Below are 21,771 nucleotides of genomic sequence, written 5' to 3' on the forward strand. Positions count from 1 at the left end.
TCACTGATTACTGACTACTGATCACTGATTACTGACTACTGATCACTGATTACTAATCACTGCCAACCAAGCCTACATCTCAATTCGGCGTCGCAAAAAAGTTGGAAGCTCATAATTTTCCGGCCTGGCATCCGTTGTTTCCTCTTGAAATTCCAATTCCCGATTCCGACCGTTGCCATTGCCTTTATCCTGTTCTGCAGCCTGGCGTTGATAGGTTGGGATGTCCAAATAATCGATCGAGGCATGGATGAAATCCATCTTGCGACGCGGCACGGCTGGCTTTTGGCTTCGACCGTTCCGATTAAAACCAGTAGCGATCACGGTCACCCGAATTTGATCTTTAAATTGATCATCGATCACTGCGCCGACAATGATATTTGCATCTTCTCCCGCAGCCTGTTGGATGATGCTGGCAGCGGCATCCACTTCCGGGAGTGTCATGTCCTCACCCCCAGTAAAATTCACCAACAACCCCAGCGCTCCAGAAATGGATACATCTTCTAACAGTGGGCTTTTGATAGCATTTTGCGCTGCCTGAATGGCACGGTCCTCTCCCGAGGCAACGGCTGAACCCATCAGCGCATCGCCCATTTCCGACATCACCGTCTTTACGTCGGCGAAATCCAGGTTGATCAACCCAGGAACCGAGATCAGGTCCGATATGCCTTTGGTAGCATTGTATAGCACCTCATCGGCGATCTGGAACGCCTTGTTCAATCGGGTGTCCTTAGATACGATTGAGAGCAGCCGCTGATTGGGGATCACGATTAAAGTATCAACGCGTTCTTTGAGCTGCGCCAAACCTTCCTCTGCCCGTTTCATGCGTTTCGGACCTTCAAAGTGGAACGGCTTGGTAACGATCGCCACGGTCAGCGCTCCCAGGTCCTTCGCGATTTCGGCCACCACTGGTGCAGCACCAGTGCCAGTGCCACCGCCCATACCTGCAGTGATAAATACCATGTCAGTATCTTTGAGCGCATTGAAGATGGCATCCTTGTCCTCCTCAATCGCCCGACGGCCGATCTCAGGATTCGCTCCAGCACCCAACCCTTTGGTTAAATTCTTGCCAATCTGCAGCCGGATCGGCGCCTTGCACGTATTCAATGCTTGGAGATCCGTATTGATCGCAATAAATTCCACGCCGGTCAACCCAGCCGAAATCATCCGATTGACCGCATTGCCGCCAGCGCCACCAACGCCGACCACTTTCATCGTCGCCGTAGGGTTCACCGTTTCATCAAAGTCAAATGTCAAACTCATAGTTCGCCCTCCTTCACTTGGATGGGATTGTATGTGATGCGAGATGATTTGCACATTTTGGGCTTTGCCCGTGACTACATTGGTTCAATTCATTTATCTTCAATTTTTAATTTCTGTCCAAGGCCAATTTGCTCTCCATCCTTCCGAGACAGAATTGATTCCACTCAATGGCACTCATCATTTTCCTTTCATTCGAAAATCTAAATACATCTATGGCAGCTCAAATGGCCTCTTTGTCGCGCCCATTGATGCTTTTTTGTGCAAAGGTCAATTTATATAATAGGCGAATAAATCTGGCTCTCCCACACGATGCCATTTTCGGAGTAGAAATCATCCGAATCAGACAAATTAAGCCTAAGGCAGGAAGCACCACCCGAGATCCTTGAATAGGTGCGATCCATGCCATCTGCCCTGGGCTTTCCTTCTTGGTGCGGGTCATTGATTAGAGGCATGATAATAAGCCAGGGAATAAATCGATCAATTGAACCAGCTTTTCATTCGATCCCAGATTTTTTCAAACAGCCCAATTTCCCCGCCTTCAGTAAGCAAGGTTTCCAGTTCATATCGATTCGCCAATGCATATAAGATGAGCCCCACACCAGTTGCATGAATCGGACTCTTCGCAAGATCGATCAATCCACTAAATCCTTTGGGGATCCCCAGCTTCACTGGCATATCGAACACCTCTTCGGCCAATTCCACCGCGCCTTTGATGAGCGCAGCCCCTCCAGTGATCACCACCCCAGCGGTCATCAGATTGGCGAATTCAGATTTTCGAATTTCGCCAGCCGCCAACCGAAAGATCTCTTCCATGCGGGGATGAATAATGTCCACCAGCAGTTCTTGAGCGACTTTGCGAGCTGGCCGCCCCCCAACGCCAGGGATCTCGATGGTCCGTTCCTGATCCTCAAGCAGCGAATGCAAAGCGCACCCATATTTAATTTTGATCATCTCAGCTTGATCCACGGGAGTCCTGAGGCACAATGCGATATCATTGGTCACATTGCCGCCACCGAGCGCTACAACTGCAGTATGTCGAATGCAGCCCTCAAAAAACATGGCGATATCGGTCGTACCACCCCCCATGTCCATCACCACCACGCCCAATTCCTTTTCATCCTCGCTGAGCACCGAATAGCTTGAGGCCAGTGGCTCCAGAACTAGGTCGCTGACGTTCAGCCCAGCGCGCTCAACACTGCGGCAGATATTTTGGGCCGAAGTAATCGCCCCAGTTACGATATGCACTTCGGTCTCCAACCTTATGCCCGACATGCCCAGCGGATCTTTTATGCCCCGCTGATCATCCACAATGAATTCCTGAGGAATAATGTGAATGATCTCTCGATCGATTGGCATCACCACCGCCTTGGCGGCATCGATCACTCGGCGCACATCATCTTCAGTAATTTCATTATCTGGACCTGCGACTGCCACCACACCGCGACCATTATAGCTGCGGATATGATCTCCCGCAATGCCCACATAAACCTGATCGATCTTCACGCCAGCCATTTGCTCAGCCTGGATGACAGCGTTTTCAATGGAACGAACGGTTTTCTCCACATTGACTACTACCCCCTTCCGAAGCCCTTCTGAGGGAGCAGTGCCAACACCAATCACCTTGGGTTGACTATCGTCCTCCACCTCGGCTATAATCACCCCGATCTTCGTCGTCCCAATGTCCAGACCAGTAATAAGTTCAGGACTTGACATCAGGTGTCTCCTTCTAAATTGAATGTTCGATCATCAATGGCTCTCATGATCTTAAAATCCTCAGAGAGCATCCTTGGGTTTCTTTTCTGATTAATGCGGCAAACTCCCATCACCATTTCTGAATCAGTTTCATCACAATTCCTAGCTCATTTCCATCTGCTGCTCATCGATTGCGCTCATCATTAATTATCATTCCTTCGGCTTTAGATCTGATTTCTCACCACCACTTGATCCTTGAACCGGATATCAATCACTTTAGCTGTTGCAAGTTCGTTTTTTTCCATCAAGTGATAATATATCTTTGATAAGTAATAGAGCTTTTCGCTAAAATTTCCCGTACCTAAAATCACAGGGGAATTGGTATGTCTCAAATAAAGCACAAACCCGTTGTCATCACTATAGTGCAATTCCGATAATTCATGGTAGATAACCAGGTCTAGCGACCGTAATTGCTTTAACAGTGAAATAGCCAGATAGACGCGCTCGGGATGTTCTGGGACGCGGCTCCCCAATGAATCGGTAATAAAGCGAAAACCAGTGATCGCTGGCAAATCATACACAGCCTCTGGAGGAAACTGCGACAGGATTGTTCCATTCGCATCAACAGCGGAAATAGCTGAACCAGCAATTACGGCCACCAGCGATCGTTCTTTCACTTTGATTCTAAGCGTAGATGGATAAAAGCGGCTGACCGATACATCTTCGATCAATCCATGGGTACGAATCCTATCCTCGATCGCTTTAGTCTTGATCTTCACCAAGTCCTGATGGAACTCTACCCCAGCCAGCTCGAAGATCTCCTCCTTGCTAACAAACCGATTACCTTGGATCTTTACTGCCTGAAGCACGAACACTTGGTTATGATAGAACCAGATTAAAGTGACCATCAACACCACGGCTAAAAAGATGATGCTGAATGATATTTTGAAGATTTTCAGCATAGCCGAACCCCAATTTACTTTGCCGATTCAAACGTCAGATCCAGCCTTATGAAGCGCGCCAGATTATTAATCGGGACCCTGCACGACAGACGAACCATGACGAGACTTTGTCCCAGCGAAAAAGCCGTCTCATTTAGCCCACCGTCGCCGTCGGATGGGCTTTCTTTTGAATTTGATCATCGACAAGGAGCTAATAGTTTGATTCTTACGCGAAAAATCCTTCACTGCCACTTTGGCGCTGCGCGCTTGCCATGAGACGTTTAATAAAATTCCCACACCCATAAAATGCATGATTAAAGAGCTGCCGCCATAGCTGATAAATGGCATGGTAACCCCAGTGACCGGTAAAAGATTTAGGGCAATCCCAGCATTAAAAAAAGCAAAAATGACGATACTAGCAGTTACACCGACCGCCAATAATTGCCCCTCTTTATCGGGAGCGTGAATCGCAATCCACAATCCCCGCCACATGAGCATCAAGAACAGCGTTAATAGCAACATGCATCCGATCAGACCGACCTCCTCACCGATGATCGAGAAAATGAAATCGGTAAACGGTTGCGGCAAGAAGTGGAGCTTCTGTCGACTGTTGCCCAAGCCCACTCCCAAAATCCCCCCATTGGCAAACGAGATTAAAGACTGGCTCACTTGCCAGGGCGGTTCAATCCGACCTAAAACTGAGTTGATGAACTTGAATAATCGAATTTTTTGATATGGAAAAAGCGTGATCAAGAATGCTACCCCGCTCAATGCAGCGAATGACAATGCTGCCAAATGGTAAAGACTTGCGCCAGCAGTAAAGATAACGACCCCACAAATGATAAATATGATCACTCCACTGCCTAAGTCTGGCTCTACCAGAATTGGGAAAACGATCGCGAACACAATGATCAGAGCTGGGAGAAGCCCATCCGAAAAATTTCTGATGCGCTCGCCCTTTTTCACCAAGAAAGTTGATAAAAAAATCACCAGTGCATATTTTGCCAGCTCTGAAGGCTGGAAAACGAATCCAAAAATACTGAACGAGCGACGACTTCCCTTATAGAAATTCCCATCGATCAACACGTAAATTAAAGCGACAAATGTGATCAATAAAATGATCGGTGCGTGCTTCTGAAGTCGATGATAATCGGTGCGCATGAAAAGAATCATCAGACCGATGCCCAGCGCTAAGCGCATGAGCTGCTTGCCCAAAAAATAATGACTGTTTCCATATTCCTCGCGGGCTTTGAAGTAGCTGGCGCTGTAGACGGCAGCCGTCCCAATGACCGCGAGCAACAACACGATAATCACCAGCAGCACATCATATTTTAATCCATTTTTCAATGTTGAATCATCTCCCAAGGCAGTTTGATCGATCTTGAGCAAACATCATGTCTGAAAATGCAAGTTAGCCGACCCGATCTATTCGAACAGGCAATTGGATAATCGGGTAGCGGTTCAGTGGCGCTATCTGACCTTGAACGTGCTGAGGGTCACCAGTACCAGAAGGATGCCGATGATCCAAAATCGAACCACCACCTTCGATTCATGCCAGCCCTTTAATTCGAAGTGATGATGCAATGGCGCCATTTTGAAAATTCGTTTTCCGCCAGTGCGTTTGAAGTATCCGACTTGCAAGATCACCGAGAGCGCCTCAATGACAAAAACACCGCCGATAATCGGCAGCAACAATTCTTTTTTCAATAGCACAGCCAAAGTGCCCAAGGCGCTGCCTAACGCTAGCGCACCAGTATCGCCCATGAACACCTCGGCAGGATGGCTATTGTACCAGAGGAATCCCAGACAAGCACCAAGCAAAGCTGAGCAATACACGGTAAGCTCCCCAGCACCTGGCAAATAGACGATATTGAGATAATTGCTAAAATCCACTCGCCCGGTGATATAGCTGATCGCTGCCCAGGCCATGGCCGAGATCCCCACCAGCCCAATGGCCAAACCGTCCAAACCATCCGTGAGATTCACCGCATTTGAAGTCCCCGTCAAGATAAAAATGACCAATGGGATATAAAAGATACCCCAATAGACCATGACGTTCTTGAAAAACGGAACGGTTGAAGCAGCGCGTTCGATGGCAAACGCTGGATGAAAGTAGAGCATCGACCCAATAATCAACCCCAGGGTCACTTGTCCGACCAACTTATACCGGCCGATCAATCCTTTCGGCTTCTTCTTGACCACTTTCAAATAATCATCCAGAAATCCGACCAACCCCATCCAAATAGTAGCCAATAGAATCAACCAGACATAGAGATTATCCAATCGGGCGAAACAGAGCGTTGGGATCAGTACAGCGAACAGCACAATAATGCCGCCCATCGTTGGAGTTCCAGCTTTCTTCTGGTGTGTCTCAGGGCCATCTGCTCGGATCTTCTCACCGATTTGCCGTCGTCTCAGCTCACGAATGATCCTTGGCCCGATGAAAAAACTAATCAGTAACGCCAAAATAGCTGCCGATGCCGAACGAAAAGTGATGTAACCGAACAGGTTCAATCCAGAGATGTAGGTTTTGAGCGGATAAAGTAAGTGATAGAACATATTTCCTGCCCTATTCAATATTTTAGTTTTCGGAAGGCCGCTGAATCAGGTAATCAGGCCATGACCTTTTTTGCACGGGAGGCTAAGCCTCCAGTTACCTATCAGCTTCCGTTTTTTGATTTTTATTTGGACAAAGATCGTCCCGCTTCAGCTATCAGTGCTGCGGTCACCTGCTCCATCGCCATCCCGCGCGATCCTTTAATCAGGATCACATCTCCGTCTGATACCATCCTCTTTAGTTGCTCAATCAGCTTCGACTTATCATTGAAGTAGAAGACATTTTTCATTCCCTGGCGCTGTGCCTCTTTGGCAGTGAGCAGAGATAGCTCGCCAAAGGTAAGTAGGGATTGAATATTGCCCAGCGTTGCGACATATCGGCCAACAGACTCGTGTTCAGATCGTGCCCAGTGGCCCAGTTCCAACATATCTCCAAGCACAGCGATCCGTTTTCCCAAGGCCTTCATTTGAGAGAGCGTCAACAGCGCCTTGCGAGCGGATTCTGGATTGGAATTATAGCAATCGTTGATAATAACCACGCCGTCCTTGCGAATAACCTCCATCCGTTTCGATGCTGGGGAAAATGCTTCAAGCGCTGACTTGATCGGTTCCAAAGCCAGACCAAATTCCAAGCCCACTGCCACAGCCGCCAGCCCGTTATAGATATTATGCATCCCCGCGATTTTCAACTGAATCGCCACCCGATTCACCGCGAATGCCGCTCGTCCTTCGTTATCGAGTCCCAGAAATCGCCCTGAAATCTGCGCCGGGTTCTCAAAACCATAGGTGACCATCCTTTTGGTTGCTGGCAGCCTTTTGGCTAATAATGGATCATCCACGTTAACAAAGGCAAGTTCGCCCGCTTGCTCTAAATATCTCCACAGCTCAGTTTTCGCCTCGAACACACCTTCCAGCGATCCGAAGAACTCTAAATGGGCTGGGCCGATATTGGTGATCAAACCCGCGGTCGGACAAGCGATCTCTGCCAATCGGGCAATCTCACCGGGATGGTTGGTCCCCATTTCAATCACACCGAGTTGGTGAACTGGCGCCAAATTCAATAGCGTCAGCGGCACGCCGATATGGTTGTTCAGATTTCCTAAGTTTTTCAGCACATGATACTTCTGTTCCAATACCGTCGCAATCATCTCCCTGGTGGTAGTTTTTCCATTGCTGCCAGTTACTGCCACAATGGGTATAGGGAATTTTTGGCGATAATAATGGGCAATCGCCTGCAACGCCTCCAGCGTATCGTTCACCAAAAAATAATTGCCTTGAGGGATTTGATCACCTCGCTGATGGTACCAAGATCGGGACGCCAGGATCGCCCGAGCCCCCTTCGCTACCACTTCCGCGATGAAATCGTGACCATCATGTCGATCCCCTTTAATAGCGATGAAAGTTTGGTCAGATTCAATAACTCGGGAATCAATGCAAAAACTATCAATTGCTTGCTCAAGCAACGAAGCTTCCCCAATAAAATCGAATCGAACTTTCTCAATGTTGAGCAATTCCCGAAATTTTAATTCCATCTTTGAACCTTTCATCGTTGCCAGATCGATTCTGCTTCTTGAACTCGGAGCAAATCCAACATCGCACGAACCTAAGCTTACAATTTGCCCCAACTAAGTTTCACCAAGAACTATATTCTGCAAGGTCCACAATAGGCGAACATTGAATGATGCACCGAGCCCCGACCCGGATCCTTCTGCCAGCTTCTGGAATTTGTGCAGAAACTCTACCGGTGCCTTTAATCTCCACCCGAAGCCCACGTTGCGATAATCTTGAAAGTGCCTCCCGCATTGACAGCCCGATCACCGATGGTACAATAGTGTATTCAGTTTTGTGCTCTGAAGGGTTTTCATTAAAATCCTGCGTTCGGACCATGATCTGCGCCCCGGGTTCCACCCTAGTTCCTGCTGGCGGATCCTGAGCGATGATGATGTCCCCTGGGTTTTCCAGCACGAGTTTCAATTTCAACTTATCAACGATTTCATCGGCCACTGGGACAAGCTTATTGAGCAAATTCGGCACAAAAATCGATTTGCCATTGCTATCCTGTTGCACCAATTGAGGTCGTGCCACGAATTGCTTTTCTAATTCGATGACTCGAAAAATGCGTTGCAAAATCCGTTTGAACGTTGGCGCAGCCACCTCGCCTCCGAAATATGCCTTGCGCGGATTATCAACCATGACATAAACCAATACTTGGGGTGATTCTGCTGGGAAAAAACCGATAAATGAACTGATGAAATGATTCTCTGTATAGCGCCGAAGCTGCGGATCATATTTTCGAGTTGTTCCAGTCTTGCCTGCAATTCGCAATCCCTCCACAAACGCCTGGCGACCAGTCCCTTCCAAGACCACATCTTCGAGCATCCGCACGATGGTCCGCGAGGTTGAATCCGAAATCACCCTACGAATGACTTCAGGCTGAACATATTCCGAGTTCAACCGAGTATCTTCAGAAACTCCCAAATAGATTTTCGGCTTCAACAAAAAGCCGCCATTGGCCAACGCTCCAAACGCCATTGCCATTTGAATCGGCGTCACCGATATCTCGTAACCATATGACATGGCGATTGGGGTAAATTTGGACCACTCGATCGTCTTTTTCAATTCACCGCTGCTCTCCCCGGGCAATTCAATGCCAGTCGTCACTCCAAATCCGAAATCACGAACATACCGATAGATCAAACTCTTATCCAAGTCTTTGGCTAACTTTGCCATCCCAATATTGCTTGATTTCTTGATAATATTGGCAACGCTCAGCCATCCGTAGGGCTTCACATCTTCGATCACGCGGTCATAGATCTTATATTTGCCGTTCTCGCAATAAACCATGTCCTCGGGCGATTTTAAGCCTTCCTCCAGAATGGCGCTCATGACGATCGGTTTGAACGTGGAGCCTGGTTCATAATTATCGGTAATGGCGCGATTTCTCCAACTCTCGGGTGAGGCGCCGCCAGCATTATTGGGATCGAAATCTGGCTTCATCGCCATGGCCAATATCTCGCCGGTACCAGGGTTGGTGATGATAATCGTTGCTGCATCGGCCTCGAAGGTGTCGACCACATGCTGCCCTTCCTCCTCTGCAATCCACTGGTAGGTATTGTCGATGGTAAGGAACACGTTTTTTCCCTTGCGCGGCTTTTTAGTGGGATAGTTGGGGTCCGATATGGTGTTTCCCAGCGCATCCCGTTGATAGACGGCCAAGCCATGGCTGCCCTGCAATTCATGATTCATGGCAAGCTCCACCCCGCTCAGGCCTTTTAGGTCGATATCGGTGAAACCTACCAATTGCGCAGCCAGGTGGCTCTGGGGATAGTAGCGCCGCGGTTCCTTGATGATCCTGATACCAGGCAATTTCAACGCCTCGATCTGTCGCATCATGTCCTCATTGATCCCTCGGGCTAACCAAAAAAAGCTGCGCTTGCCATCCAATTGCGATAAATAGAATTGCCGGCTTCGATTGAAAATCCGAGCGAAATGATCGGCCATCAACCCTCGATCGACAACTTTGGTTACATCTACTCCAATCGACCAGCTATTGCGATTGATAGCAAGATAGCGCATTTTGCGATCAAAGATGATGCCCCGGGCTGGTTTTAATTCGGCTGCATACAAATATTGGTTGCGCGCTCTTTCCACGTAGCTACCTCGCTCCACTATCTGAATCTGTATCAATCGCATCACCAGGACGATAAAAAATAGTAACGCCACCAACACCAACGCGATGATTCGTCTTAGGCTGCTTTGATCTGCTGTTATTCTCGTTTTCATGGTTAGGCGCTTTCACCCTGGCTTGTTCCTCAATTTAAACTGCACAATTGCTTCAAAAATTGACCTGAATTGATTTTGAGATGCTGGCGAAACGATCTGAAAGCGACAATGATCTAATCTGTGTCCCTATTATTTGATGCTCTCATTTGTTCACTTCGGATCCATGCTTGATCATGGGGATCCGAACGATCTCATACGGCGGATAGCTCATGTTCAATTTTGTGCGAGCAATGGAGACAATTCGATCCTCCCGAGATAGATGCAATACCCTGCCCTGCAACTTCTCGTTAGTCTCTTTGTAATAAGTGAGCTGCTTTTCCAATTGTTCGATTTCCTGGATCAATTGAGCGATCTTCACCTTTTGCCAGACCAAGCCGACGAGAATCAATGCGATGATCAGGATTCCGACCAGCACCAGCCACCGGCTGGTCGGCCGTGCCAATTCTTGCTGTACCTGATCAATGCTGCGAACCAATGTGCGACGACGTTTCACATAACCTGACATAATCGCTCTCTATGATTTCCCTTAAATTTTCTCAGCCGCCCTTAACTTGGCGCTGCGGCTTCTGGGATTGAGCGCAATTTCCTGGACGGACGGTCTTACTACCTTTCGGGTAAGCAAACGAATTGTCGGTTGTTTGCCACAGACACAGCTCGGCAGGTCCGCTGGACAAATACAGGGATTCGCTTGCTCACTGAAAAACTCTTTGACCAATCGATCCTCTAGCGAATGATAAGCGATGATCACTATTCGGCCACCAGACCGCACCAGACTGAGTGAGCTGGTCAAGAATCGGGATAAATGAGTCAATTCATCGTTCACTGCAATCCTCAACGCCTGAAAAACTCTGGCTAGGGTCTTGATCCGATGGGAGTGCGGCACGCTGGATTCGATGATCCTTGTCAATTGGCGCGTTGTAGCGATCGATTGTTGCGCTCGGTATCTAGCAATGGCGCGAGCGATCGCACGAGCCCGGCGCTCCTCGCCGTACTCCCTAATTATCTTTTCCAGCTCCGCAACCGAATATTGATTGATTAACTGAGCTGCTGTCAACGAACCATCGCGAGACATTCGCATGTCCAATGGTCCATCAGCATTGTAGCTGAAACCTCGCTCTGGCGTATCGATTTGATGCGAGGAAACTCCCAAATCCAATAAAATCCCATCCACCAAATCAATATCGAGCGAATCCAAAATTCCTTTCAACTCCGCAAAATTGCCACGACATAACATCACTTGCGATCCGTAATGCGCAAGATTTCTTCCCGCCTCCTCCAGCGCCCGATCATCCCGGTCGATCCCAATCACCCGCCCGTTGGCTGTCAAACGATTCAAAATGGCTCGACTGTGTCCCCCAGCTCCGACCGTCCCATCAATGTATATGCCCGATGGGTTGCCGATCAGGTAGGCCACCACCGCCTCTGTCAATACTGGGGTATGAAATTCCTGCGGAATCACTGACTTAATTCGCTCGCTATTTTCTCTTCAAGATCAATGCCTGATTGCTCGATCTCCTGAATATATCTCTCTCGAATTTTAGGGTCCCATATCTCGATACGATTGTAGGCACCTACAATCTGAACGTCCTTCTCGATCCCTGCATATTCTAAAAATTTCGGAGGAATCGTGATCCGACCCTGCTTATCCAATGTCACATCAATCGATTTCGACCCGAGCATCGACATATAAGCGCGATGCAACGGATCCGCCTCTGAGAGCTTATCTATGATTTCAATGATCTTTTTCTCATAAACATCCATCGGATAAACATAGAGACATTTATCCCTGCCATATTGGATAATGTAAGTGCTATCGGCATTTTCAGATGTCGCCTTTCGAAATTTCGCCGGAATATTCACTCGGCCTTTATCATCTAGCGTATAAAAAAACTCTCCGATAAATAGTGGCATCGTTTTTCGCCTCTCAGCTCCGATGAATGAAAAAATTGGCCCGCACAATCATTTTCAAAATTTTCTACTCAACGCCTATATCAATGCTTTCGCCCTTATGCCCATCCCTCCCTGTGCCGCCACCACTATTGCTTTAAAACTCTTCCATCAATCCCCCATTCCTTCATCAATTGGCCACACTTTCAACCATTTTTTTGGTTTTATTACCCATTTTTACCCCTTTTCTCCCACAATTATACACTTTTTTTTTCTTATTGTCAAGCAAAAAATGCAATTATTAAAAAATTTTTTCCCAAGCGAACGTTTTTTTTGAAGCCTTTCCCCTGGAATCGTTTCAGCTCTTGTTTGCAATTACCATTTATGGTTCGGAAAAATCAACTATTTTTTGGACGATTATGGAGAACGGAGAGGACTCTTGTTATTTTTTATGGGGAATTTTGCACTGGCTGGAAATGAGATTTGTTAGGCGGGAACTGGCTCAGCCTCTCTTTCTTTCTTGGTCAATAAGAGCTCACAATTGCATTATAATGGTGTTAGAGGAGATATGAGGATAGCTCTTATTTTCATCAAGGACATGGATGACGCGCCATCCGAGCAGGACCAAATGATCTGCAATGAAGCGCCGATGACATCGGAAAAATAGTTTTTCAGCACACATGATGGCCGTGCGCTTTGATTCAGCAATGGAGGTCAATTGCTCGATCCCCTTTAAAAACGATTCACTTTTCATGTATTCCAGATAGCCTCCATTGCGAAAACCGCCTAAAGCATCACCTAACCAATGATATTCAACTCCACTTCGCGCGAGCTCGCACTTTAATTGCTCCAATTGATATTGTGGATTGGACTTTGAAGACGGAAAGCGTCGGACATCGGCAATCACCTCGATGCCATATCGCTGAAGCAAATAAAGGAAATGCTCGATGGGATGAGTGGAGTGTCCAATTGAATAAATTGTTTTCTTAATATCCGACATTAGCTGTTGAATTGAAATTTTTAATGGACCAGATCGAACTTTCTGACTTTTTGAAATACCTGAAAATCTTGTAAGCTTTTTTCGATCGCAACGACGTTTTTTTCCCAAATTAAAAATCATTGGCAGATGGCCATACTACCATTTTGGGACCGTTATTTAAGCGGATGGATAGGTTTCGTCATGAACCTTTGCTTAAGGGGACAATAAATTAGTGCATTTGCAATAGCCACTTTTTAGATCAATTCCATTTCGCGAAACAGCAGATAGTTTTTAAAACAGGCCTGTGCTCAAAGCGATGAGCAATTGGCCACTAAAATAGCAAGCCAGGCTTAGGCGATTGTACTTGAGTGGTCTTTTAAACTTATTGATGGCCAGGATTAAATCAGACAGGTAAAATAGTCCAGCCCCTAAAGCAATGGCCCAAGCTTGATTCGCATTGAAAAAAGTCCCAGAAAAAGTCGAGAGAGCGCGATGCATCATAAAACTAATGACCAAAACATAGCACATGACTGGAAGCTTCATCTCTCCTAAGCCAGAATATAGGTAGATATAGATCAAGATTGCCAGCACAAGCAAAACGATCGCGGTGACCCAATCCATGCGAACAAACCCGCTGTGTGCGGTAAAAACGATGGAATAGATGATATGCGTAATGAGGAAGAATACTAAACCAAATAAAAATGCCCGAGCAGATTTGAACATCAACGCAATATCCCCGGCAAGAGAAAAGATCAGACCGACGAGGATTCCAGAATTATAGCTTAAATGGTGGGGTTCTGGCGTGAACAAAGACAGCCCGGCAATGATGATTATTAGGACCGTTGCCGTGGGTTTAAAAATATAGATTTGTTTGATTTTCTCGGCAAATTCAGCCCGTATAAGCAAGCTCACTACAAGGATCAGCGCTCCGATAAATGGGTAATAATAGATCGACATCGATTTTTCCTATTTTATTTTGTAAGCGCGGATGAGCGTTTTGTCAGTCGCACCGGTGGGCGAGTCATCTACTCCAAAATTCGTGGCGCAAAATACCGTATAGCTCCACGTCTTCGAACTGGCCGAACTTTTTAAATTGCTGGCGCTGACATCCCTCGTATCTCATGTGTACTTTCTGCAAGACACGACCCGAGGCTGGATTGCTTTTAAAATGTCTCGCGTAGATCCGATTTAGCCCCAATTCTTCAAAACCGTATCGCAGGACTTGCGCAAGCGCTTCGGTGCAATAGCCCTGATTCCAATAGGGCTTTCCGATCCAATAGCCGACCTCACCGGTTTCATGCTCTTGACTAATGCTCGATAGCCCGATGGCGCCGATCAGATAATTTCCACTACGATGGATGATGGCAAAAATCACCTGCTCCATTTTGGCAAAAAGATCCGCGTGTTTACTGATCCACTTTTCTGCAACACCATCCTCATAAGGGTAAGGAATATTCAGTGTCCGGCGGGCTACCTCGTACTCGCCTGCCAATTTTTGGACCATCGGGGCATCGGCCAGGGTGAAAGGTCGAAGTGTGAGACGGTTAGTTTTCAATTCAGGAATTGGATTCATTTTGGTTGATTCGCTCGTCAGGTGATGATTTTTTGATATTCCTTTTTGACCAAATTAGCGCCATATCTACGCTCCAGCCGCCGAATGGTAAAGTGGCCGCGAGCAATATTTTGAAAATGATCGATGAATATCGTATTGATGATCGCGCCTCCAATTGCGCCAATGGTTGGAATTGCCATGGCTGCTGCCTTTTCCGTCACAACTACTCCGAATCGAGAGGCGATCAATGCAATCAAGCGCACCAATACTGGGGCCCCATCTTCCGCTAAGCCGCGGCTGGCGATGTGTCGGGCAGCATCAGCGACCGCCTTGGAAAGGGCGGCTCGAACTGCATAATAGCCGGTTTCGCTTGCGTTGTCTTGCTCAGTTGGCCCGCCAAGTGCAAAAATCTGTAAACAATTCAACATCGTCTCTGCGGAATTGATATCTTCACCTTCAGCTCGCGCAATCTCTGCAATCGAACGTAACATGATCACAGTTGAAACTGGTAATTCCATCGCAAAACCCATCCAGCCGAACGCTCCCCCAGTAGCCCCCGAGGCTGCCACCGCGAGTTTGTGGAAAAGATCTGTGCGCCGAATCGGCCTGCCACTATCGATCGTTTTGATGGCTATCCGAAGTGCTTTCTCAATCGCCTTTCGAGTCGCTAATTGGATCAGCTGAGCCCAATTTTCAGGTAATAACTCCAAGCCCCGCTCAATTGGTAGGCCTAGTTTGTGACTAATTTTCGCAGCAAAGCTGGGGGACTCCAATAATCGCTTTGCCTCACGCAAAGCAGCAAAATCCTCAAGAGAAATTCTCATGCGTCAGACATAATTGCTTTTCAATATTGTTAAAAAGTTGCCTGATTTCACTGTGCTCTCATTTATTCATTCAGTGGTTACCATGAGCGCTCTGATCAAGCAAAACCAACATAAATTTCATCCCATTTTAGAATATTTCATTGGGCTTCAACTCATCTCTTAGCCCTATTTAACATCTATTAATCAAAAGAAATTGATTCAATCTATCCTGCTTTAGAGGAACAGGAGATTGCAGGGACATTTAAGGTCGATAATGTATAACTCTCCTGCGATATTTATTTCTACCAGTGAGCAAGGTAATTTGTCAAATTATTTTAGAAACATCATCGAATTTGTGAGGTCTACGTCTTTTACATCGCGATGCTCCACCTTCTCTAAATTATCAGCAACATCTTTGTATCTGCTGAAGCAGCAATGTTTTTCTTAATGCATCAAAGCACCATGATGATCCATGAATGTGAGGGATGAGAACGAAGTGCTTCGTCTGGTGCCTTTTTATTCCAGACCCAATTTAAAGGCTTTTTCGATCACTTCTCTGGTGACTTCGGGAATATCCAGATCTGCTAATTGATCCCGAGAGAACCAATGGGCTGCAATGACATCGGATTGGGGTTTCAGTTCACCTGAAACGAACTTAGCCAGATAGTCGATCAGCACGTAGTGATATTTGATTTTTCCTTCGGCATCTTGAAGAATCAAATCGACTACCGAGATGACGTCCAGGGGTTCGATATCGATATTACATTCCTCTTTTACTTCGCGAATACCAGCATCACGAACGCGCTCGCCGAGCTCTACCAGGCCACCTGGGAGCGACCATAAGGATTTGGCGGGCTCGTTGCCGCGCTTCACAAGCAAGATTTGTCCTTCAGAATTAAATGTAATAACGCCCACTCCAACCAGCGGCGCCGAGGGATAGCTCCGTGTCATTCGTTGTCGGTCCTAATTAGCTAAATTTCTTTTTGAATTGAGGGAAATTTAAGATCGTAACCTTTCGGCCAGTGCGCTGAATCCAATTTTCTTGCTGCAATTGGCGGAAAACGCGAGAAATGGTCTCTCGGGAAGTTCCTGCCATATTCGCCAGATCCTGTTGCAATGGAATGCGGGGTATGACCACCATTTCTTTGTTGAACCTTCCTTGATCTTCAGCCAGCAGAATGAGAGATGAAGCAACTCGGCCCATCGCATCCTGGAGCGAGAGGCTCTTAATTTGCGTGTCGCTCTTCCGAATCCGGCCAGCTAATTCCTTCATCAAGCTGATGGAAATCTGGGGATATTCCTCCAATAATCTCAAAAAGTCCGCGCGGCGCAGAATTAATACCTCGGAATCCTCAATAGCGGTTACGCTGGCTGAACGAGCCTTCCCATCGATTAACGAAAGCTCTCCGAAAAAATCGCCATGCTGAAGAATCGAAAGGATCACTTCTCGGCCATCATCAGTCGTTCGCGATACTTTCACCCGTCCCTTTTGAATGAGAAACAGGGTGTTGCCAGCCTCTTCCTCGATGAAAATGATCTGGTCCTTGTCATAATGCTGCGTTACACATAGTTTGCGAATTCGCTCAAGATCATCCTCACTCAATTTGGAAAAAAGCGGTACTCTTTTTAACAAATACGTTTCCATGTGCCCTCCCCAATGAGTGGTTAGCTTCACGAATTAAAAGATTGATCAATAAAACATCTCTATTCAGAAACTTTGTCCCAACGCTGCCATGTGATCCAGATTTATGCTCACTTCATAAGATGCCAGAAGTTTTTCGCAACATGAACAATCGAAGAAAATACAAACGTCACTTCTGCGAAAGCAGGGGTTTCCTCGCATTTCTTAACTACCATGCAAAATGATACCGAGATCCATGAGGTGTGACTCTTTGATTCACGCCATAGCTATCTGGATTCGGTTCGATCGAACTCTTCGAGCATTTGATAAACAGCATCCATCACCATGTTGGCTTGCTGTTGCAACTGGTCTTTGTTTTCCAGGGAGACTTCAATTTTTTCTAATTGGATCGGCTTTCCCACACGGACCCGGACCTTGGCAGGTCGCGGGAACCAGGCTTTCGGCGGCAGAACTCGGTCCGTGCCCCAAATTGCCACTGGAACGACTGGAGCCCCAGTAAGCTGCGCCAGACGAACGAACCCGGTCCTCGGTCGTAAGCGTTCCCCAGGCTGTTTTTTTCGGGTCCCTTCTGGGGCCATAAAAAGGATTTCGCCGTTTTTTAGTAGGTTCAAAGCATGTTCAAATGCAGCTTGATCCGAAGCATCGCGAACTACTGGGAACATATTTACAGCTTTGAGCCACCATTTTAGCACTGGCACGCGAAACAGCGAATCCTTAGCCATGGTATGAACTCGATGCTTTATCACCAGAGCCATGGCGACAGCATCAAGATTGCTGTTGTGATTGACCACCCCAATGTAAGGCCCTTTTTCTGGGAAATTTTCTCGGCCATATCCCTTTCCCCTAAGATAGATCTTGGCAAAGAGCTTAAGTATGAAAGCTGAAATCCAATAGATCATATTAGACCGATGAATTAGTTTATTGCACTCATGTTTTATTGAAGATTAAAAATTAAACATTCAACTGGATAAAATCAAGCATATTTTTTTTCAGATGAAAAAATATCATCAATTAGCGATATAAACCGAATTCATAAATATAGCGCTCAACCTTGGCAGGGACGAGTTCAGTGATGGGGAGGCCCTCTCTGATGCGCTGACGGATTTCTGTTGCAGAAATAGATATCAAGGGAGAGGATAAAATGATGGCATGCTGCCGATACACTGTTTCTGCTTTGGTTAAATCGACATTGGGCCGTTGCAGCACTACCAATTGGCAATTGGCGATGATTTTATAGGGGGATCTCCAATTCTTGAAATCGATTAGGCTGTCTGCGCCAATAATCAAATAAAGATCCCGACGCGACAAATTAAACTTCTTCTTGAAATAATAAATCGTATCAATGGTATAGGAAATCCCCCCTCTTTGAAGTTCTATGTCGGAAACCTCAAAATCGGGAAAAGATTCGATGGCAAGTTGGACCATGCGATAACGGTGAGTCGCATTTGTTAAGGGCGTCTGTTGTTTGTGCGGCGGAATGGCTGCTGGGATGAAAATGATTCTCTCTAAGCGCAGTTTCTCTTTGGTCCAGTTGGCTAAAAGAAGATGACCGTTGTGAATCGGATCGAACGATCCACCAAATAATCCGATTTTAATCGCTCCCTCCATCCCTGGCAATGACTGGGGTTTCGCATCTACCAGGTCTGCCAGAACATTTCACTTGTTATCAGTTTTCAGAATAGATAAGAACTCCTTGGCTCGAGTGCTTTTGCTGCCTTGCGGATATTTTTCCATGTACAGCTTATAGAATTTCTGGCTGTGATCGATTTCACCTAACAAGCGATAACATTCTGCCTTTTGCCAAAGTGATAGTTCTGCATATTTGGTGTCATAATAGTTATCGAGTACATAGTCATAATATATCAGCGCAGCACGATAGAGCGCGCGCTTCCGGTATGATTCGCCATTCTTAAAATTCTTCAGCGCTAGCTTCTCACGACATTTTCTCATGTATTCTTTTGCTCGGGGGGCTAATTCGCTTTGTGGGAAATCCTCTAAAAATTTCTGAAATTCCTCAATCGCTTTTTCAGTGTATGTCTGATCCAACGCTGCCTTTGGTGATAATCGAAAATAACTCAATCCGATCTGGAATTGCGCATCGTCTACATATTCGCTATTGGCGTACATGCGGATCAATTTCTCATATTCAGCTATCGCTAAAATGTATTCCTTCAATCGAAAATGACATTCTGCATAATAGAATTGGGCCTTGTCGCTCAAACTCCCGCCTGGCGAATTCAGAATAACAATCCGAAACTGGGTTCGGGCTTCCAAATAATCACCATCGTTGAACAATTTCTCTGCGACTTTCATCCGCTCTTCGATGGATATATTCGGCCTAATCTTCTGTCGGCTGCATGTCGCGACAACAATTATTATCAATAACACCCAGATCGTGTAATACTGAAAATTGTGTCTCATATAAATCCTTCTATTTGCTCCGCAACCGGAAAAATAAGTAGATGATGGTAGCAGTTGCCGCCGTTATAATCATCGGCTCGAGATAAACTCTTAGTCCGTTTTGCTCGGGCAACTTGCCTTGAGTTAAAGGGATCGAACTATGCTCCAAATTCGACACGTCACGAGTTCGGACTTGATCCTCAAATCGTTGCTGAAACTCATCCACCCAAAGTACCTGACCAGACCTGCCTTCTGTGGCGCGCATTTTGAGATGCAGCTTTATGCCCCGCTGAATGAATTTTTTTTGCATCCCTCGAGCATAATTCACAGAGAAATCGAGAATCTGATAATCCAGAATAAAGGTTGGGATTGAATCGCTTTTCTCCAGATAGATGGTCGTTAGACCGCGTTGAAAGAAATTTTTGATGATCCCATTCTCAACCAATAATTTCGTATCATTGGGAGAATTGTACGGTGACCGAATCAAAATCGAAATGTTTTGTCCCTTGGGCAGCCGCTCAAAAATTGTGTTGGCGATGGCATCGATCAGCTCGTTGCATACCGTCAGATTATCGGATGGCTGGCACCCGACTCGGCTGGGCAATAGCTGAACACACAACCACAGCAGAAGCAGCGCCTTGTAATATTTGCTCCAGGCTCCCATAAAATCAATTCATTGATACTCTATTAGGGTAATAAAGTTCCGCCTGCTTCATGCCAGATCATTTTGATTGCTCTCTTGCCATGATGCAAATTTGAAATTTTCACGTCTGCGAATCAACTGAATAACTCAAAAAAACCTAATTTCGATGCGAGCCTCAAAGTAGTATTTGGAAGAGCTCGTGCGAGCCGACTCTCTGATCGCAAAAAGAATAGACCTTCAGATTTTTACAATTGACGGTTAAATAGGTATTGGTTCTTGGTTTCAGTTCTCAGATGCGAATCAGCAACGAGAGGACATGCCATCGCGCAAACTGAACCTGTTCTTTTTGATAAAGAAATGCATAATTGACCATAAACTGTGGATGATTAAATTTGTTCTCCTCGGATACAAAAATATTTGAATCGATCAGCCCGATGCCAGCGGAGAAAATCCGCACCGAGGCAAATCGCTCCTGAAAATATCCAGTCCGGAGTGCCACCACCGAAAAGAGATTTTGCTCAAATCCGAGATGAATTTCTCGAACACCTTTACGATCGTCTTCAGTAAGATTTCGGACATCCAACGAAACAGTCGCATTCGACCATGGTCGATAGCAAATACCGATGTTCATGGTCTGATCTGAAAGCCGCTCTAAAGGTAGGCGAACTTCAGCGATCTTGTTTGGGAAATCAATAAAAGCAAGCCCAACATTCATCCGCGGGGATGGCTTTAACAAGATGCCATAGCTGAACCCCCAGCCGCTGTGTGCCTGACCTCCTATTATCTGACGATAAACGCTGCTGGAGAATCCCAAAGACACGCGATCAGCCAGCTTAAGTCTGGCAATCAGCGAATGGTAACTATTATCCCAAGTCGCACCGTCCTGAAAAAATTGTCGCTGTTCCCGTAGGACCGTCGTGTTGATCACTTGTTCATTCAATAACAATGCCAGATCCAGAAAATTTGCAGTCACCGCAATCCCCTTGACCGCCAATAGGATAGTCTTCAGCCGATCGCTCACTGGACGCTTCGTGCCAAGGTCTACCTCTTGATTGGTTGAAAATAAGCCAGTCGGCGCAATCGGATTGAAGAACAGGGTGATTCGATGCGCTTTGTCGAAGCGGTAGAAACTGAGCGTTGCGGGATTGAAATTCGCCGATACGATATTATCCTCCATGGCTGTATAAGCACTTGCCATGGCGATCGGCCGCGCTTTGATGGTGCTGAAAGTGAAATAGTAATCCTGTTGCCCTAACCCGCAACGCCAAGTGAGCAGGATCAAGCAAGAAACAAATTTGAACTTCATCTTGAACACAGCAACAACTCCAACGCATTACATTTTTCATGAGAGCTTTTTTCCGTCTCGATCTTCTGAGATGATCAAGAGGAGCTCATCATTTTAATGAAACTTCGATAATTTGAAGCTTTGGTACGATGGTAATTAATTGATCGAATGATCAACATTGTTTTCTCATATTTCTAAGACCAAACTACTGAGAGAGAAATCCACGAATTTGGACTCGATCCTATTTTTATTTCAAATTGCCTTTACTGCTTCCAGCAGTTCACCAATATGAGAGATTCTGTTCCCAATGTAGTATTAAAAATTACTGATCGCACCAGATAACTCCAA

21 protein-coding genes are annotated in these 21,771 nt (G+C 46.3%); all 21 read right to left on the reverse strand.

The genetic code is table 11. From position 1 onward, the window contains the following. Positions 1-72 precede the first annotated feature (72 nt). Positions 73-1,260 carry a cell division protein FtsZ gene (ftsZ, locus tag ONB37_03035; GenBank protein MDZ7399121.1) on the reverse strand — a complete coding sequence of 396 codons (1,188 nt, stop codon included), beginning with the start codon at positions 1,258-1,260 and terminating at the stop codon, positions 73-75. Between the two features lie 477 nt (positions 1,261-1,737). Further along, the gene (gene ftsA, locus ONB37_03040) at positions 1,738-2,973 is read right to left on the reverse strand and encodes a cell division protein FtsA (protein MDZ7399122.1); all 1,236 of its coding nucleotides are present in this window, start codon (positions 2,971-2,973) and stop codon (positions 1,738-1,740) included. 203 nt (positions 2,974-3,176) lie between these two features. Further along, positions 3,177-3,914: an FtsQ-type POTRA domain-containing protein gene (locus ONB37_03045; GenBank protein ID MDZ7399123.1), complete on the reverse strand. Its 738-nt coding sequence runs from the start codon at positions 3,912-3,914 to the stop codon at positions 3,177-3,179. A 129-nt stretch (positions 3,915-4,043) separates the two neighbouring features. Then, positions 4,044-5,240 carry a putative lipid II flippase FtsW gene (ftsW, locus tag ONB37_03050; GenBank protein MDZ7399124.1) on the reverse strand — a complete coding sequence of 399 codons (1,197 nt, stop codon included), beginning with the start codon at positions 5,238-5,240 and terminating at the stop codon, positions 4,044-4,046. 123 nt (positions 5,241-5,363) lie between these two features. Next, entirely contained in the window at positions 5,364-6,452 is a 1,089-nt protein-coding gene (gene mraY / locus ONB37_03055) for a phospho-N-acetylmuramoyl-pentapeptide-transferase (protein MDZ7399125.1), read from the reverse strand. A gap of 122 nt (positions 6,453-6,574) precedes the next feature. Further along, complete coding sequence (locus tag ONB37_03060) at positions 6,575-7,996, reverse strand: UDP-N-acetylmuramoyl-tripeptide--D-alanyl-D-alanine ligase (protein ID MDZ7399126.1); 1,422 nt, start codon at positions 7,994-7,996, stop codon at positions 6,575-6,577. An 85-nt stretch (positions 7,997-8,081) separates the two neighbouring features. Then, positions 8,082-10,232 carry a penicillin-binding transpeptidase domain-containing protein gene (locus tag ONB37_03065; protein MDZ7399127.1) on the reverse strand — a complete coding sequence of 717 codons (2,151 nt, stop codon included), beginning with the start codon at positions 10,230-10,232 and terminating at the stop codon, positions 8,082-8,084. 142 nt (positions 10,233-10,374) lie between these two features. Then, positions 10,375-10,737, reverse strand: coding sequence for a cell division protein FtsL (gene ftsL, locus ONB37_03070; protein MDZ7399128.1), 363 nt, complete (start codon positions 10,735-10,737; stop codon positions 10,375-10,377). Positions 10,738-10,758: 21 nt separating this feature from the next. After that, entirely contained in the window at positions 10,759-11,691 is a 933-nt protein-coding gene (gene rsmH / locus ONB37_03075) for a 16S rRNA (cytosine(1402)-N(4))-methyltransferase RsmH (protein MDZ7399129.1), read from the reverse strand. Continuing rightward, on the reverse strand, positions 11,688-12,143 hold the full coding sequence (mraZ, locus tag ONB37_03080; protein MDZ7399130.1) for a division/cell wall cluster transcriptional repressor MraZ: 456 nt from the start codon (positions 12,141-12,143) through the stop codon (positions 11,688-11,690). Before mraZ ends, rsmH begins: the two co-directional genes overlap by 4 nt. Before the next feature lie 511 nt (positions 12,144-12,654). Further along, positions 12,655-13,119 carry a DUF488 domain-containing protein gene (locus ONB37_03085; GenBank protein ID MDZ7399131.1) on the reverse strand — a complete coding sequence of 155 codons (465 nt, stop codon included), beginning with the start codon at positions 13,117-13,119 and terminating at the stop codon, positions 12,655-12,657. 270 nt (positions 13,120-13,389) lie between these two features. Continuing rightward, a complete protein-coding gene (locus ONB37_03090) occupies positions 13,390-14,055 on the reverse strand; it encodes a lysoplasmalogenase (protein MDZ7399132.1) in 666 nt (221 codons plus the stop codon). 64 nt (positions 14,056-14,119) lie between these two features. Further along, positions 14,120-14,671 (reverse strand): GNAT family N-acetyltransferase, encoded by a 552-nt coding sequence (locus ONB37_03095; GenBank protein ID MDZ7399133.1) that lies wholly within the window; start codon positions 14,669-14,671, stop codon positions 14,120-14,122. 17 nt (positions 14,672-14,688) lie between these two features. Next, entirely contained in the window at positions 14,689-15,474 is a 786-nt protein-coding gene (locus ONB37_03100) for an EcsC family protein (protein ID MDZ7399134.1), read from the reverse strand. A 495-nt stretch (positions 15,475-15,969) separates the two neighbouring features. Continuing rightward, positions 15,970-16,404, reverse strand: a complete 435-nt coding sequence (locus ONB37_03105) for an NUDIX hydrolase (protein ID MDZ7399135.1) — start codon at positions 16,402-16,404, stop codon at positions 15,970-15,972. Between the two features lie 16 nt (positions 16,405-16,420). Then, on the reverse strand, positions 16,421-17,098 hold the full coding sequence (locus ONB37_03110; GenBank protein MDZ7399136.1) for a Crp/Fnr family transcriptional regulator: 678 nt from the start codon (positions 17,096-17,098) through the stop codon (positions 16,421-16,423). A 263-nt stretch (positions 17,099-17,361) separates the two neighbouring features. After that, entirely contained in the window at positions 17,362-17,994 is a 633-nt protein-coding gene (locus tag ONB37_03115) for a 1-acyl-sn-glycerol-3-phosphate acyltransferase (protein MDZ7399137.1), read from the reverse strand. Between the two features lie 112 nt (positions 17,995-18,106). After that, positions 18,107-18,703 carry a nicotinate-nucleotide adenylyltransferase gene (gene nadD, locus ONB37_03120; GenBank protein ID MDZ7399138.1) on the reverse strand — a complete coding sequence of 199 codons (597 nt, stop codon included), beginning with the start codon at positions 18,701-18,703 and terminating at the stop codon, positions 18,107-18,109. Positions 18,704-18,751: 48 nt separating this feature from the next. Next, positions 18,752-19,516, reverse strand: coding sequence for an outer membrane protein assembly factor BamD (gene bamD, locus ONB37_03125; GenBank protein MDZ7399139.1), 765 nt, complete (start codon positions 19,514-19,516; stop codon positions 18,752-18,754). Positions 19,517-19,526: 10 nt separating this feature from the next. Further along, positions 19,527-20,159 (reverse strand): hypothetical protein, encoded by a 633-nt coding sequence (locus ONB37_03130; protein ID MDZ7399140.1) that lies wholly within the window; start codon positions 20,157-20,159, stop codon positions 19,527-19,529. Between the two features lie 268 nt (positions 20,160-20,427). Beyond that, complete coding sequence (locus ONB37_03135) at positions 20,428-21,453, reverse strand: hypothetical protein (protein ID MDZ7399141.1); 1,026 nt, start codon at positions 21,451-21,453, stop codon at positions 20,428-20,430. Positions 21,454-21,771 lie beyond the last annotated feature (318 nt).

Source organism: candidate division KSB1 bacterium, assembly GCA_034506395.1.
Classification (GTDB): domain Bacteria; phylum Zhuqueibacterota; class Zhuqueibacteria; order Thermofontimicrobiales; family Thermofontimicrobiaceae; genus Thermofontimicrobium.

Excerpts from the sequence above, each read along its gene's own strand:
- ftsZ (MDZ7399121.1), bottom strand. The coding sequence starts at position 1,260 with ATGAGTTTGACATTTGACTTTGATGAAACGGTGAACCCTACGGCGACG.
- ftsA (MDZ7399122.1), bottom strand. The coding sequence starts at position 2,973 with ATGTCAAGTCCTGAACTTATTACTGGTCTGGACATTGGGACGACGAAG.
- ONB37_03045 (MDZ7399123.1), bottom strand. The coding sequence starts at position 3,914 with ATGCTGAAAATCTTCAAAATATCATTCAGCATCATCTTTTTAGCCGTG.
- mraY (MDZ7399125.1), bottom strand. The coding sequence starts at position 6,452 with ATGTTCTATCACTTACTTTATCCGCTCAAAACCTACATCTCTGGATTG.
- ONB37_03060 (MDZ7399126.1), bottom strand. The coding sequence starts at position 7,996 with ATGAAAGGTTCAAAGATGGAATTAAAATTTCGGGAATTGCTCAACATT.
- ONB37_03065 (MDZ7399127.1), bottom strand. The coding sequence starts at position 10,232 with ATGAAAACGAGAATAACAGCAGATCAAAGCAGCCTAAGACGAATCATC.
- ftsL (MDZ7399128.1), bottom strand. The coding sequence starts at position 10,737 with ATGTCAGGTTATGTGAAACGTCGTCGCACATTGGTTCGCAGCATTGAT.
- mraZ (MDZ7399130.1), bottom strand. The coding sequence starts at position 12,143 with ATGCCACTATTTATCGGAGAGTTTTTTTATACGCTAGATGATAAAGGC.
- ONB37_03085 (MDZ7399131.1), bottom strand. The coding sequence starts at position 13,119 with ATGTCGGATATTAAGAAAACAATTTATTCAATTGGACACTCCACTCAT.
- ONB37_03090 (MDZ7399132.1), bottom strand. The coding sequence starts at position 14,055 with ATGTCGATCTATTATTACCCATTTATCGGAGCGCTGATCCTTGTAGTG.
- ONB37_03095 (MDZ7399133.1), bottom strand. The coding sequence starts at position 14,671 with ATGAATCCAATTCCTGAATTGAAAACTAACCGTCTCACACTTCGACCT.
- ONB37_03100 (MDZ7399134.1), bottom strand. The coding sequence starts at position 15,474 with ATGAGAATTTCTCTTGAGGATTTTGCTGCTTTGCGTGAGGCAAAGCGA.
- ONB37_03105 (MDZ7399135.1), bottom strand. The coding sequence starts at position 16,404 with ATGACACGGAGCTATCCCTCGGCGCCGCTGGTTGGAGTGGGCGTTATT.
- ONB37_03110 (MDZ7399136.1), bottom strand. The coding sequence starts at position 17,098 with ATGGAAACGTATTTGTTAAAAAGAGTACCGCTTTTTTCCAAATTGAGT.
- ONB37_03115 (MDZ7399137.1), bottom strand. The coding sequence starts at position 17,994 with ATGATCTATTGGATTTCAGCTTTCATACTTAAGCTCTTTGCCAAGATC.
- nadD (MDZ7399138.1), bottom strand. The coding sequence starts at position 18,703 with ATGGAGGGAGCGATTAAAATCGGATTATTTGGTGGATCGTTCGATCCG.
- bamD (MDZ7399139.1), bottom strand. The coding sequence starts at position 19,516 with ATGAGACACAATTTTCAGTATTACACGATCTGGGTGTTATTGATAATA.
- ONB37_03130 (MDZ7399140.1), bottom strand. The coding sequence starts at position 20,159 with ATGGGAGCCTGGAGCAAATATTACAAGGCGCTGCTTCTGCTGTGGTTG.